General features: G+C 48.4%; 13 protein-coding genes. 5 read left to right on the forward strand and 8 right to left on the reverse strand.

Annotated elements, in window-relative coordinates:
• Nucleotides 1-12 precede the first annotated feature (12 nt).
• From BN2762_RS09590 to BN2762_RS09600, 3 genes are all read right to left on the reverse strand, one after another.
• Entirely contained in the window at nucleotides 13-852 is an 840-nt protein-coding gene (locus BN2762_RS09590) for a carbohydrate ABC transporter permease (protein ID WP_055106791.1), read from the reverse strand.
• Between the two features lie 14 nt (nucleotides 853-866).
• Complete coding sequence (locus BN2762_RS09595) at nucleotides 867-1,805, reverse strand: carbohydrate ABC transporter permease (RefSeq protein ID WP_055106792.1); 939 nt, start codon at nucleotides 1,803-1,805, stop codon at nucleotides 867-869.
• A 131-nt stretch (nucleotides 1,806-1,936) separates the two neighbouring features.
• Nucleotides 1,937-3,280: an ABC transporter substrate-binding protein gene (locus tag BN2762_RS09600; protein WP_055106793.1), complete on the reverse strand. Its 1,344-nt coding sequence runs from the start codon at nucleotides 3,278-3,280 to the stop codon at nucleotides 1,937-1,939.
• 293 nt (nucleotides 3,281-3,573) lie between these two features.
• Between BN2762_RS09600 and BN2762_RS09605 the strand changes: the two genes are divergently transcribed.
• A complete protein-coding gene (locus BN2762_RS09605) occupies nucleotides 3,574-5,370 on the forward strand; it encodes a sensor histidine kinase (protein WP_055106794.1) in 1,797 nt (598 codons plus the stop codon).
• A 108-nt stretch (nucleotides 5,371-5,478) separates the two neighbouring features.
• Entirely contained in the window at nucleotides 5,479-7,101 is a 1,623-nt protein-coding gene (locus tag BN2762_RS09610; RefSeq protein ID WP_230202606.1) for a response regulator, read from the forward strand.
• Nucleotides 7,102-7,236: 135 nt separating this feature from the next.
• Here the strand turns inward: BN2762_RS09610 and BN2762_RS09615 are convergent, their stop codons facing one another.
• On the reverse strand, nucleotides 7,237-7,641 hold the full coding sequence (locus BN2762_RS09615; protein WP_055106796.1) for a GNAT family N-acetyltransferase: 405 nt from the start codon (nucleotides 7,639-7,641) through the stop codon (nucleotides 7,237-7,239).
• A 92-nt stretch (nucleotides 7,642-7,733) separates the two neighbouring features.
• Between BN2762_RS09615 and BN2762_RS09620 the strand changes: the two genes are divergently transcribed.
• Nucleotides 7,734-8,411 carry a hypothetical protein gene (locus BN2762_RS09620; protein WP_055106797.1) on the forward strand — a complete coding sequence of 226 codons (678 nt, stop codon included), beginning with the start codon at nucleotides 7,734-7,736 and terminating at the stop codon, nucleotides 8,409-8,411.
• Between the two features lie 134 nt (nucleotides 8,412-8,545).
• On the forward strand, nucleotides 8,546-9,685 hold the full coding sequence (locus BN2762_RS09625) for a family 8 glycosyl hydrolase (RefSeq protein WP_055106798.1): 1,140 nt from the start codon (nucleotides 8,546-8,548) through the stop codon (nucleotides 9,683-9,685).
• Nucleotides 9,686-9,757: 72 nt separating this feature from the next.
• Here the strand turns inward: BN2762_RS09625 and BN2762_RS09630 are convergent, their stop codons facing one another.
• Nucleotides 9,758-10,645 carry an ATP-grasp domain-containing protein gene (locus BN2762_RS09630; protein WP_230202469.1) on the reverse strand — a complete coding sequence of 296 codons (888 nt, stop codon included), beginning with the start codon at nucleotides 10,643-10,645 and terminating at the stop codon, nucleotides 9,758-9,760.
• A gap of 243 nt (nucleotides 10,646-10,888) precedes the next feature.
• On the opposite strand from BN2762_RS09630, the gene BN2762_RS09635 reads away from it, so the two are divergent.
• Entirely contained in the window at nucleotides 10,889-11,347 is a 459-nt protein-coding gene (locus BN2762_RS09635; RefSeq protein ID WP_055106799.1) for an AraC family transcriptional regulator, read from the forward strand.
• Nucleotides 11,348-11,492: 145 nt separating this feature from the next.
• Here the strand turns inward: BN2762_RS09635 and BN2762_RS09640 are convergent, their stop codons facing one another.
• From BN2762_RS09640 to BN2762_RS09650, 3 genes are all read right to left on the reverse strand, one after another.
• Complete coding sequence (locus BN2762_RS09640; protein ID WP_055106800.1) at nucleotides 11,493-12,233, reverse strand: class I SAM-dependent methyltransferase; 741 nt, start codon at nucleotides 12,231-12,233, stop codon at nucleotides 11,493-11,495.
• Between the two features lie 251 nt (nucleotides 12,234-12,484).
• Nucleotides 12,485-12,748, reverse strand: a complete 264-nt coding sequence (locus BN2762_RS09645; RefSeq protein WP_055106801.1) for a helix-turn-helix domain-containing protein — start codon at nucleotides 12,746-12,748, stop codon at nucleotides 12,485-12,487.
• A gap of 14 nt (nucleotides 12,749-12,762) precedes the next feature.
• Entirely contained in the window at nucleotides 12,763-13,755 is a 993-nt protein-coding gene (locus BN2762_RS09650) for a hypothetical protein (protein ID WP_055106802.1), read from the reverse strand.
• Nucleotides 13,756-13,855: the final 100 nt, after the last annotated feature.

A 13,855-nucleotide genomic window follows, 5' to 3' on the forward strand; every position in this document is an offset into this window, starting at 1 on the left:
CATACAACCACATCATCCTTTTATGCCCGAAGAAGCGACCCCCTGCACGAAATATTTCTGCAGCCCCAGGAACACCACCAGCACCGGTATAATGGATACGACGCTCGCGGCCATGATCAGGCCGTACTCCGCCGAATACTGGGAGATGAACATCCGCAGGCCGATCTGAATCGTCTTCAGCTCGGTCTTGGTCAGGTAAATCATCGGTCCCAGGAAGTCATTCCATGTCGACACAAAGGTAAAAATCGTCAGCGTCGACAAAGCCGGCTTAGACAGCGGAAGCATAATCCGCGCCCAGATGCCGTATTCGCTAAGGCCGTCGATCCGGGCCGCCTCGCACAGCTCATCCGGGATGCTCTGATAGAACTGACGCATCAGGAATACGCCGAAGGCCGAGAAGGCTTGAAGCAGGATGATCGCAAGATGGGTATTATTGAGCCCCATCGAACGCATCATGATGAACTGCGGCACCATGTAAGCCTGCCAAGGAATCGCAATCGTGGCGATATAGCCGAGAAACAGCGTCTTTTTGCCGGTAAAATTCAGCTTCGAGAAAGCATAGGCCGCAAAGCTCGATGTCAGAATCTGCAGCGCCGTGACGATAATCGATAGCTTGGCCGTATTGTAGATGAACGTCCCGAGCGGGATTCGCGTCCAGATTTCCTGATAGTTGCTCCAGCGAGGCAGCTCCGGAATCCACTGCATAGGAAAGGTGAACACGTCCTTATTCAGCTTGAGCGAGGACGAGAGCATCCACAAATACGGAACAAGCATGCACAGCACGACGATAATCAGAACGATATAGGCGAACGCTTTGGCGGCGATTTGAATTCCTTTATTTGCTCCTACCATATTTGTAAATCCTCCTATTGTCCGTACTTTTTCTCGCCCTGGAACTGAACCAGCGTAATGCCGAGGACGAGCAGGAATAACACGATCGCCATCGCGCTTGCATAACCGTAATCCAGGGAACGGAACGCCGTGTTGTAGATTTGATAGACAAGCACCCTTGTCGAGTCGTTCAGCTGATTATCCGCGCCGGCAAACAGGTTAATGAAAATATCGTACACCTTAAACGAGTTAATGATCAGGATCATCAGCACAAAGAAGGTGGTTGGCGCAAGCTGCGGAATCGTTACGTTGCGGAATCTTTGCCAGGCATTGGCGCCATCCAGCTCAGCGGCTTCATATAATTCGGGATTCACGCCCTGGAGCCCAGCGAGATATATCACCATGTAATACCCCATGTTCTTCCACACGGTGAACAGCACGACCGTAAACATCGCCCAGTCCTTATCCGCGGCCCAGCGCGGCAGCTCCTCGATCGGAATACCGGTCAGCGCGTGAAGTATATTGTTGACGGGACCCATCGTCGGGCTAAAAATAAAGTTCCACACCGCAGCAACAGCAACGAGCGAAGCCACATAAGGGAAGAAGAACACCGTCCGCATGAAGTTCCGCCCGAATATTTTCTGATTGAGCAAAATAGCAAGGCCGAGCGCGCACACCATCGTCAGCGGTACGACGCCCACGGTATAAATGATCGTATTCCATAAAGCCCTAAGGAAGGTCGGATCCTTCCAGAGGCGAATGAAGTTGCTCATCCCAACGTATTCCATTGGATTGGCGCCGTCCCATTTCACGAAGGCAAGTATGAGGGCAAAGACCATCGGCACCAGCGTGAACACGGCAAAGCCGATAAAATTGGGGGCGATAAAGCTGTAGGCAACCAGGTGATCCTTCAATCTCTTGGTCAGACCGCTTTTGGTGCCGGTATTATTCCTGATCACAGTTTCGTTCTGCATAGCATCGCTCCTCCTCCTAACCTGTTAGCTTCATAAGGGATTTGCAAGGGGCAGGCAATTTGCCCGCCCCCCGATATTCCCGTGTTTGTTGTTTATTTGTTCATTGTTAAACAGATTAATTAATTCATGGTTTAATTGTTCAAAATAAGCTGCACCCGAGTTTTCATATCAGACAGGCCTTTGTCGATGGTCGCATTTTTGGTCATGATGTTGTCATGTGCTTCATTGAGGATAACTTCAATGTCCGCACTCTTCTCGTGAAGCGGCATTTCCAGATACGTCTTGACCGTAGTCAATGCTTCTTTGCTCGCTTCATCCGCCGGGAAGCCATCGACGGAAGCGATGGAATTGACGACCTCAGCGTTCTTGATTGCCGGAATGGTGCCCGTAGCGGCAATCACAGCGGCGCCTTCTTCGCCGGTGACGAATTTCAGGAAATCCAGCGCGGCTTCCTTGTTGGCCGATTTCTTGTTCACTGCCAGCGAAGTGATCGTTCCCAGCGTCGTGCCCGGTTCTACCCCTTCCGGATGCGGATATTTCACAATGCCCCAGTTCGTCGCCTGCGATTCTCCGCTCTTGACCTTCTCGATTTGCGTGGCAATGAACCAGCTTCCCATATTCATCATGGCAACGGAGTTATTGTAGAATACACCGGAGTAGTGGGTGCTGGAGGTCTTCAGGGTGGCGTAATCCATCACGATTCCGTCCTCCTGCTGCTTCAGAATGCGCTCATAGGTCGGCTTCAGGAAATCATATTCGCCGTCAACGACGGTATGCTGGCCATCCAGAATGCCGAACAGCTGCACCGCGCTGCGCCATGTGTGATAATGAGCGCCGTATACTTTATCCGAGCCGCTGCCGGACGTCATCTTCCGCGCCAGCTCATCGTACTGCTCCAGCGTCATGTCATTGGTCGGATATGGAACGCCCGCCTTATCGAACAGATCCTTATTGTAATAAATCACCCAGAAATCGCTGCGGAAAGGAAGCGCATACACTTCGTCGTTCATTTGGATTTGCTCCACCGTACCGCCATACTGAGATACGTCGATGCTCTGCTCGCTCATATACTTTTTCAGCGGCTCCAGATGATTCTGCTTCACGAGGTTAGCATATCCCGGAATATCCTTTACCGTAAGAATATCCAGATCCGCTCCGCCGGAGAGCTGCGTGCTGAGCATAGTCATATAGTCGGTTGAGCCCAGATCCACGTACTCGATCGTTACATTGGGGTTCTTAGCTTTGTAGGCATCGATCAGCGGCTGGTAGTAAGCAGTTGCTTCCCAATCCCATAAAGCCCACTTAAGTGTTACAGGTGCTCCGGACGATCCGTTGGAAGCGTTCTCGGAATTGCTTGAGGCAGGCGGCTCGGTTGCGTTAGCGTTCTTGCCTCCGCTGTTCCCGGAGCAGCCGGCAAGCATGCTGAGCGAGAGCACAGCAGCCAGAGTGATCCCTAACCATTTTCGCATTCTCATATTTTTGTCCCCTTTTCCTCTGGTTTTGTTGCCGGATTCGGCTTGTCGAATCTCTATCTTTATCCTAGTGGATTTTAAAATGAAAGGGCATACATTTTTAATCACAGTTCATTCACTTTTCTGTTCACTTCTTTCAAGGAGGCGCTGAAAGCTGTAAAATTATCATAAAAACCTGTAAAAATCGTTGTTCCTGCCCAGCCTGCTATGTCTGCGGGCCTGCGTTCATGTTATGGTAGTGTTACCAGCTCTAATGAAAGCGCTTTATACCTGGACGAATAATAGACGAAAAAGAGGTGGTTTCTACGAAACGAAAGGCAACCATCAAAAGCCGGATTATTCTGATCATGACGGTGTTCGCTCTGCTGATCGCGTCTCTGCTGTCTTTTTTCAGCTATGAGCTGATTTCATATTTTCAGAGGAAAACGACGATACAGGCTACCGAGTTCAACCTGCAGCTCGTATCCCATATCATTGAGCAGGATCTGATGAATCTCTCGGTTCTGGCGATGACCTCCAGCACCAATTCCTCGACCAATCGTCTGCTGAACGATTATTTCAGGTCTGAGCAGCCCAGCTCCATGGAGGCGATTCAGGTCTTCTCCTCCCTGCAGGAGGATTTCCGGATGAACCGCTCTAACGGTTACGTTCGCCGGCTGATCGTGACTGATAATCAGGATAAATTTTTGCAGGTGGATAACTCCGTCAGTACATCTGTTCCGTTAACCATTCATAACATTAATCAGCTTCCCGGCCTGACCGCAGATTCCAGCGAGCAGTGGGAACGGGTAATTCAAGATCCGCTGTCCTTGACCAAGACCCTCCCCTTCGTCATGCCGATTTACGGGGATAATGCCAACCGGATCGGCACCGTGTACCTTCTGGCCAACACCTCCGTGATCACCGACAAACTGAAGGGGTACGGCCTTCCTGCGGATTCCAAGCTGCTGCTGACCCTCGGCAACCAGCCGTATGAAATTCAGGGAGACCGCATCGTTCCCCTCCCGGCGGGCTATAAGGCGACCCCTTATGAAGAGGAGACTGCCAGCGGCAGCGTAACGACGCTGTCCTGGCTGGAGATGAACGAAAGAGAGAAGCTGATTGCCGTGTCTTACCCGGTGCGCCATGGAGTAACCCTCTCCCAGACGCTGTCGGAGAAGCAGTTCGCCCCGCAATTCAATCTTTGGCTGCTCCTTATGCTCGGCGTCTGTGTGCTCGTGATCGCCTCCAGCGGAGTCATCACGGTCTATTTGACCAGAACGATCAGTCTGCCTGTCGAAAAGCTCAAGAAGCGCATCGATAAAATTGCCCAGGGCAACTTCCTCATCGACCGGAACATGGAGTGGAACAGCGAGCTCGGTGATGTGGGGCGCGGCATCAACCGGTTGTCCCAGGACATTCTTACCCTGATGGAGACCCGGGTCGCAGACGAGAAGCAGCGCCAGGAGCTGGAATACCGGATGCTGCAGAGCCAGATCAACCCGCATTTTCTGTACAACACCCTGAACTCGATCAAATGGATGGCGACGATTCAGAATGCAACCGGTATTGCGGAGATGACCACCTCGCTGTCGCGCCTGCTGCGCAGCATTGCCAAGGATGCGCGCAAGCTGGTACCGCTGCAGGAGGAGTTAAGTCTGCTGGAGGACTATTTTCTAATCCAAAAATACCGCTATGGCAGTAATATAACGATGGAAACGATCGTCCATGACGAACAGCTGCTGACGGGGCTCGTCCCCCGGTTCACGCTGCAGCCTCTGGCGGAGAACGCGATATTCCACGGCATAGAGCCGAAGGGCAGCGGCCGCCTCCTGCTAAGCATTGAGCGCAGCGGATGGAATGATATTCTGATCACTCTGGAGGATAACGGAGTCGGGATCAGCGAGGAGCAGATTGCCGATATTCTGGCTCCTCGGGAGCAGGAAGCATATCAGGAGTCAACCACGAAGGGACTGCTGGAGGGCATGGGACTGCGCAATGTCCATGAACGGCTGAAGCTCACCTTCGGGGAGCAGTACGGATTGTCAATTGAGAGCAAGCAGGATCAATATACGAAGATGTTTGTTCTGCTGCCTTACCGGGCAGCAGAATAATGGCACCGGAACGCTCGAAAAGACCCATGGATCAATAGATGGCGTATAGGTGAAGGGTCCCGCCCTTCCTGAGTGCAAATGAGTGCAAATTCGCAAACTTGTAAGGAAGTGATTGCATTGATCAAATTGCTGATAGCCGATGATGAGGCGCTGGTCTGCATCGGCCTGCAGTCCATGCTGAAATGGGAGGAATACGGAATCGAAGTAGTTGGCGTTGCGCATAACGGAGCCCAGGCTGAGGATATGATCGACGCCTATCGGCCGGACATCGTCATCACCGACATCAAGATGCCGATCAAGACCGGTCTGCAGGTCGCACAGTCGGCCCGCCGCAAATACGGCCGCGTCCCGCTTTTTATTATTTTGACAAGCTTTGAGGAGTTTGAGTATGCCCGTACGGCCATCGAAATGCAGGCCGTCGATTATCTGGTGAAGCTGGAGCTGACCCCGGAGGCGCTGGAGGCCTCGATCAGGAAGGCGATGAAGCTGCTGGAGGAGCATAAGACGGTAGAAAGCTACCCGGAGCTTGTCCAGCGCAGCAACCTGCATGAGCTGCGGGAGAAGTTCTTCGTCCGCCTGTTCAACAATCTGTTCGAGAACAGAAAGCAGTATCTTCTGCAGCAAGAGGACCTGGAGCTGAAGCTCTCCGCTCCGGCCTATCTGGTATGCACTTGCCGCATCATGGCCCCGGATACCGTTCCGCCCAGAGGCGACAAGCTGGTCACCCTCTGCACCAGCACCGTGAAGATGGCTAGGGATCGGCTGACCTCGGCCAAGCCTTGCTATGTGACCGGCCTCGATTTGCGCAATTTTGCCATCATTCTGCCGGTCGATGATGCCCATTCACTATCTTGGAAGCCAGAGACTGAGAAGCTGCTGACCGATATGGCCCAGGTGCTGCACAATTATTTCAACGTCAGAATTATGGGCGGCATCGGCCATGCCGTCGAGGATCCTTACATGATTCATGAAAGCTACCTTGCCGCTCGCCGGGTTCTACCCGCCGCGCTGGAGCAGCAGGCCTTCGTCTTCTACTCGGAGGACAAACAAGCTCCTGGCCTGGAGCAGCCTCTCTTTGATTACTCGGCTTCCCGCTCCGAAATTCGCCGGGCGTTCGAGGAGATGGACACCGATGCGCTCTACAGCATTATAACCGCCATGATCGAGGCCTTCGAGGGACGGACCGATCTCCTCGTTGCGGCGATAGACGCGGCCTGCAGCGTACTCTACATGGCGACTTCCCTGCTGGCCGACGGGGAGAATCTGGTGGAGCAGATTTTCGAGCACGAGCCGGAGGGCTACCGGGCTATCTACCGGCAGAGCTCCATCGACGGTGTGATCAGCTGGCTCGTGCATTTCCGGGACGGATGCTGCGAGCTCCTCTCCTCCAGGAAGCAGAGCTACAAAGAGCAGGTCATCCGGCATGTTCAGGATTATATCAAGCGCAACCTCGACAGCAAGCTGTCCTTGAACCAGGTTGCGGATATTTTCAACTTTAGTCCGAATTATCTGAGCCATCTGTTCTCCAGGACAGCCAAGGTCAATTTCGTCAAATACGTCACCGACACCAAAATCACGGCGGCTAAGGAAATGATGCTGCGCGGCGAAGGACGGATCAATGAGATTTCCCAGAGGCTCGGTTACGACAGCGCCTTCTATTTCAGCAAGGTATTCAAGAAGGTCGAGGGCATCTCCCCTCGAGAATTTATGCAGCGGGTAGAGTCGAGGTGAAGGATGCCTGTGACGGGCCATTGCAAGCCTGTAGGGCTCACGCAATAAAAGCCCATACGATGCCGTATGGGCTTTTACCAAAACAATGGGGGCAACATCGCAAGTGTATATCAAACCGCCCGTTCTCAGCGCTTTTCAAAGATTTTTTATCAGTATGATTTCAAGAGGCTGAGTCTCCAATAGCAGGCACCCCGCATCGCGATATCCCATCTTCCTATAGAAATGCTGAGCGTCTTCATTCGATTGGGTTGATGTCATAACTTGTGTAAATCCTCGCTGACGCATAATTCCCTCCCAATACAGCACCACTTGCTTACCGATTCCATTTCCCCTGTATGCTTCTTCAATCCGTAACATGTTCATAAAAGGAATACTGTCCCAGAAATAACTGTATCTCATCCAGCCTATTTCTTGATCTCCATCCTTCAGGATGTAAATTTCCTTGCCTTTAATCTTCATTGCTACAAGTGTCTCAGGGATATGTTTATCCCTCTCTACAATATACTTATAATCTTTCTCGGCAGCCAGTTCTATCCTCATTGTCATCCCTCCGTCATCTCTTACATTGAATTTGAAACCATTATAAAGAACTCGCGTATTTAGAGGTACACTTTTCTTAAGGGGCGGTTGGATTGAAATCAATCACGGAGCAATTGAATGAGCTGCATACCGATTGGAAGAACAGATTTATAGGTCAAAACTATATTGAAGATGGAATTATCGATGAGCAGGCCTGGCTCTCTCCTGGACGTAAAATCATGGTACTGCTGAAAGAGCCCCATTCACGAGATTATGGATGGAAATATCAAGATTTCATTCTTAGACGCGGTTACTTAGAAGAAGGGACCTCAACCTGGGCCAACTTGCTGCGATGGACGTATGGCATGCTTCACGGTTTCCCTCCCTATCAGGAAGTCGATGAAGCGTTCCATGATATTAAAGAAAATTCGCTTCATTTTTTTGGTTCTGTATGTTTTGCAAATATCAAGAAGATTGCCGGAGCATCTGTTGCTAATGATAAAGAATTAATTGCTTTCTCTGACGCAAGTCACCCCTTTATATTAAAACAAATCAGTATACTGGAGCCTAGTATTGTTCTATGCTGCGGGGGCATTGTATTTGATATTGTAAGAAAATCGCTAGACAAAGAAAAGATTGAATACGAAAGAAAATTTACCAGCGGGGGTTTAGAAGTCATTTGGTGGAAGGATAAAAGAATTAACATTGTACGATATTTTCATCCGATGGCTCATATTCCAAAGGAAATTTCTTATACCTACTTAATTCATGAACTTCGACAGATTCTTTAGAGCTGGCTTGCTTCGCACAGCTCTCTTTTTATGCTGCTGACAAATACTAATATTTTTGAGGAAAGCGCTTTAATTTACTCACCTCCTGCTGTGCTATCATATAGCCAAATAATGAAAAACGGGGGGTTGACGTTATGTCTGCAAACTTAGGCGCTTTTTATACGAAGGAATACAGGAACATGTTCAAGGAGCTCGGCTATTCCGAAGCGGATATTGAAGCCAAGCTGGAACAGGCATGGACCGATCTGTTCTATGGAGCCCCGGAGGTGCGGATCTATTATCCAATGGGCGACGATAAAGGCTACATTCTCGACACCGGCAATCTGGATGTTCGAACGGAAGGCATGTCTTACGGGATGATGATGGCTGTGCAAATGAACCGAAAGGAAGAGTTTGACCGGTTGTGGAATTTCTCTAAGACATTTATGCAGCATAAAGAAGGGCGTTACGCGAATTACTTCGCCTGGCATTGCAAACCGGACGGTACCCGCATCTCCCAGGGTCCTGCGCCAGACGGGGAGGAATTTTTCGCGATGGCTCTGCTCTTCGCCGCATGCCGTTGGGGAGACGGGCCGGAACCCTATAACTATTCCGAACAGGCACGAACGATTCTAAGAGCATGCTTGCATCAGGGGGAAAACGGCGAAGGCGATCCGATGTGGGACCCGGAAACGAAGCTAATTAAGTTCATACCGGAATCTGCGTTTAGCGATCCGTCATATCATCTCCCTCATTTCTACGAGTTGTTTGCCTTACTGGCGGACGAGCGGGACGCCGCTTTCTGGAGGGAGGCCGCCAAGGCCAGCCGTGCCTATCTCCATACAGCGTGCCACCCGCACACTGGCCTCGCTCCGGAATACGCAAATTATGACGGTACGCCGGCAGAGCCGCAGCCGCATGGCGATTTCCGTCATTTCTACAGCGACTCCTACCGGGTGGCCGCCAATATCGCCCTGGATTGGGTATGGTTCTGCAAGGATCCCTGGCAGGTCGAGCAGTCGAACCGGATTCAGGCGTTTTTCCGGGACATCGAGGTTTCCGACTATCGCCGATACACCATTGACGGGAAGCCATTCGACGAGCCAGCGCTGCATCCGATCGGACTTCTGGCGACCAATGCAGCGGCTTCCCTCGCCGCCGACGGTCCGGACGCAGAGCATTTTGTCCGCCTGTTCTGGAACACGCCGCTTCGCACCGGCGACCGCCGCTATTACGACAACTGCCTGTACTTTTTCAGCCTGCTGGCGCTAAGCGGAAATTATCGGATTTACTAATTGTGATGACTGGCAGCAGTTCCCGGGCAAAGCATAAAAAGGCAGGACAACATGAAGTTGTCCTGCCTTGAATCATTCAATTTTAGATTCTAACTTAGACTTACTTATCTTCATAAAATTTCTTAAATAGTCTACAGTCCCTGTTAACTCCGCCCATCTAGCTGAAAGAAATTTTGCATAGTTCAATGGGCTGATTCCGTAAGTCCCTAGAGAATGCCCATCATTAATTTCTACCAACTTCATATTTCCTTCTTGATCAATTCCAAAATCCATGCCATATGCCATTGGCGCATTAACAAAATCCCTAATAGCGTTTTCTACGACACTTAAATCTAATTTTGAATTCCAAGCACCTTTATAATACCTAATATCAAGTACTTGTCCGTATCGTATAAAACAACGCCATTCTGTTACAAAATCAACTACCTCCGAGCACCAAATGTTCGTATCCTTATTTTCTTCAATTATCCCTATAAAATCTTTATATTCTTTAACGACCTTTCCAGTAAATTTTTTCGTGATATCCCTTGGCTTTATAAAAACATTCCAGTTGTTCTGATTATGTTCAAAAAGTTCACGAATTGTTGTAGCCCAAATTTTTCTGCCAAAATAATGAGACAGCGAGGCCGGATAATCTATTTCTCCTTGACTTCTCTCTACTCCCAATATTTCAAGACGCTTTCTTACGTTACCAATCCCGCCAACTACTAGATCCTCTGGATGAGTATCTTTGATTTCTCTAATATCATAAAATTTAATGGTTTCCCATCCTAGGGATACGAATCCTTCATTAGCTACAAATGCATTTACATTATAGAATTCCCCATCCTTATCGACCTGTATATAAGCTCTCATGACCTTCCCTCTCTTCAAAATGTTCTCATGATTGTTTTCAATCGCTAACACCATCTCTAAATCAGAAGCCAGAGTTGGCCTATAGGTCAGCCTGTCTGATTTCAAAAAACATCCTGGACTTCCTCCTCCTTTCCTCCCTCAATCCGCGGCATTTTAGCTGCCTCTTATCCTTCTCTCCAGATTATCTTTGAATTTTAAGTTGGACTAGCCTTGCTCGACGCAAAGCTGCTTTTACGAAAAATCTATCAATTCATTATACATTTTCTGAAAAAAACTAATGAATATTATTTTATATCATGATAGCATCCGAAATGTAACAAGTACTGTTAAAGAAAGGAAGTACAAACGATGGATATCAAAGTTGAAACTCTCCCGAACTACCGCCTGGCCTATGTGCGGCAAGTGGGGCCCTATGGCCCTGCGAATATTCAAGCTATGGAGAAGCTAAAGAAATGGGCCAAAGCAAAGGATCTGCTCACCGAATCCGCAATATTATTCGGAATTCCGCAGGATAACCCTGAAACAACGCCTACGGACAGCTGCAGATATGATGCATGTATTGTCATTGCAAAGGATTTGCCTATCGATAGCTCTGTTCAAGAAGGCGAGCTTTCTGGCGGGGAATATGTCATTTGCAGAATCAAGCATACTGCCGAAGAGATTGAAAGAACATGGCAGGAGATTTTCCCTGCATTGCACAGCAGAGGATACCAAATAGACAGCAGCCATCCGATTTTAGAACGATACGCCGGGCATATGCTGATGAACGATCTCTGTGAAATATGCATACCTGTACAGCCGTCATAGCTGTATTAGTTCATTCCTCTAAAACACTAGCGGCGGTGGCTTGGATCACGATTTAGTACGGGGCAAGCTGCTGCGGGTAATGTTGTAAAAATCCCCCGGCCTCAGATACCTGATCCAAAGGCCGGGGCATCCATAAAGCGCTTTCTTATTTTTGCGCAAGTATGGTAAATTCCCAAGGAATGTTCTCATTATTCCATCCACGGTGCTCATCAAACTTCTTCAATTGAAAACCAGCTCCAAGAACTGAATTCATTATTTCGCTTAAAGTAAATAATCGAATAGAGACATTCGGAAACTCCTGCTGCTCATGTTCATCAAAGTAAGCTTTGTATGCCACGTCACCGCTTTTTATATCCGAATCAAAATAATCGACCTGTCCCTGGCTTGCAAGGCATTTTCTTAAGGGATGGAAGTCACTTAGAATCATCCTTCCCCCAGCCTTCAATAAGCTATAAAGAATGTACATAAATCTCTCGATATCACTAAAATAGTGCAGAATCCCACCTTCCAAATACAAGAGGTCGAAGTGTTCCTTGTATTTCTGAAGATCGATCTCGTAAATATCCGTTACGATATAGTCTATCGATGTATTGGCACATGCAGCGAGTTCTACAGCATATTGCTTATTCTCCTCAGAAATATCGAATACGGTCACGTTCGCCCCTAATAAAGCTAACGGAACAGCTTTTCGGCCATTGGATCCGCAAAGATTAGCTATTGTTTTTCCTTCGATATTTTCAAAATAAGCTTGATGCTTTTTAAGGCAGGCCAGCGGGTTTTCTAATATTTTATCTGCTTTCTCCCTAGGAGAACCATCTCTTTTATGCCAAAATTCATACGCCCGATATTCCCAAGCCGTTTTATTTTTTTGGCTATGTTCGTTCAATGTCATTCCCTCTTTATAATTAATTCACTCATGAAATAACCCAGCCCTAGATGGTTGTTATTACCTTAGGCTGGGTCATTCGTTGTCTGAGTTTCTTCCATGATTATAAATCTAATGGCCTGAAGGCGTAAGCCCCAAGCGTGTTGTATTCCCAGTTGACTTCTCTCTCCTATAGAATCAATGGATTAAGTTTGGAGAGTTTGCAGCGGAGCCTGGTCGCTCTTATTTTATATACCGGGTCTACATTGTGCTTATTGACCCTTATTAAGAGCTTCTTTAATTTGCGGAATCGATAAGCCGCTTGCTCTCAGTTCCTTAATGAAATGAATGCGCGCGATGGTTTCCTCTCTTTTATATCGGCGTGTCAGATTCTCTTCCGCCTGTGTGAAGGGCAGCATCCCCTCTTCTGTGTAAAATTTCAATGTACTATAGCGAGAATCCGTAAGCCGTACTAATTCACCTATAGTTACGAACTCAGAGGCCAATATGGCCTCCATAGAACGCTGTCTGGACATGATTCAAGACTCCTTTAGAATAGGGGCTTCGGGATTAGACGCACACCATGGATCGGCACTCTCCCGTAAATGGCATGCGGAATCGCTTCATAAACAATATTATCTATCTTAATTGTCGGAATCTGACCTTCCTTCAGCACCGTAACCGTATGGCCTTTGGATTCCAACCGCTGCTTTACATCATGCAATCTTGCAGCTGGATTGGAGAACATCGCCTCCATGTCGATAAAAACAGCCTGCGAGCGTTCCAGGATGGGAAACAAAAAATTTAAACCGCTGCCCACTTGTGTCCTTACTACCTCTTTTTTCATACGTAAAAATTGTTTCGTGGCTAGCTCGATGCCACGATGGATGCGGATCGGATACAAGGCTTTAGCCAGCGGAGAGCCTTGATACAATTTATACATTCGGGCACTGACTATGTCCAGCTCATTCCGCGAAAAAAGATCATGCATGCATCCGCTCTCGCGAAGAAGCCACAGCATGCAAATCGTCTCATCCGTTACCGGGCCATCCTCCAGAATCTCTGCCCGAATCCCCTCTGAAATCCTTGAATATTCCTGAATATCGCTGCGATATCCCTTGATACTAACGCCTGCAGAATGAAAATACAGATCACACCCCAATAGATGAGGGATTTCCTCAAGCAGCCCTAATTCCTTAAGAGAGTCGGATACAGCTCGTTCTAAACTTTTCAACTTTGATCCGGAAAGCTTAGAGGCTCTTTTCAGCCAATCCTTCAAATCCCATGATTTCTTAGCATTTCGGCGGGCCAAGGATTTTAAAATAATTTCCTGATAAAGCATAGTATGAGATTGCTCCAGGACATCTTTCTTCAGAGCTAATTGATTCTTACTTTGTGTAAAGCCTTTGTCTAAGTAGACCTCCAGTATAACTGCTGCAGCTATGCAGCGGAGGGCCATCTTCTTGGCCGTAGTCATTTCAAGACTTCTCTGCGCATTCAGCGCCATCATGGAAAAGCTTTGTGCCAATTGTAGATCTGTCATCCTAATCCTCTCCTAATCATCATTTCTTCGCTGATGCTTACTTGGTGTGAGGAATCATTCTGTTATCGCAAATCATGGTTTGTCACTTACTACTTACTAC

Origin of the sequence: Paenibacillus ihumii (assembly GCF_001403875.1) — a bacterium.
Classification (GTDB): Bacteria; Bacillota; Bacilli; order Paenibacillales; family Paenibacillaceae; genus Fontibacillus; species Fontibacillus ihumii.

What these genes read in the sequence shown, in the direction of transcription:
- BN2762_RS09590 (WP_055106791.1), bottom strand. Translation starts at nt 852, where the DNA reads ATGGTAGGAGCAAATAAAGGAATTCAAATCGCCGCCAAAGCGTTCGCC.
- BN2762_RS09595 (WP_055106792.1), bottom strand. Translation starts at nt 1,805, where the DNA reads ATGCAGAACGAAACTGTGATCAGGAATAATACCGGCACCAAAAGCGGT.
- BN2762_RS09600 (WP_055106793.1), bottom strand. Translation starts at nt 3,280, where the DNA reads ATGAGAATGCGAAAATGGTTAGGGATCACTCTGGCTGCTGTGCTCTCG.
- BN2762_RS09615 (WP_055106796.1), bottom strand. Translation starts at nt 7,641, where the DNA reads ATGAGGATAGAACTGGCTGCCGAGAAAGATTATAAGTATATTGTAGAG.
- BN2762_RS09625 (WP_055106798.1), top strand. Translation starts at nt 8,546, where the DNA reads ATGTCTGCAAACTTAGGCGCTTTTTATACGAAGGAATACAGGAACATG.
- BN2762_RS09635 (WP_055106799.1), top strand. Translation starts at nt 10,889, where the DNA reads ATGGATATCAAAGTTGAAACTCTCCCGAACTACCGCCTGGCCTATGTG.
- BN2762_RS09645 (WP_055106801.1), bottom strand. Translation starts at nt 12,748, where the DNA reads ATGTCCAGACAGCGTTCTATGGAGGCCATATTGGCCTCTGAGTTCGTA.
- BN2762_RS09650 (WP_055106802.1), bottom strand. Translation starts at nt 13,755, where the DNA reads ATGACAGATCTACAATTGGCACAAAGCTTTTCCATGATGGCGCTGAAT.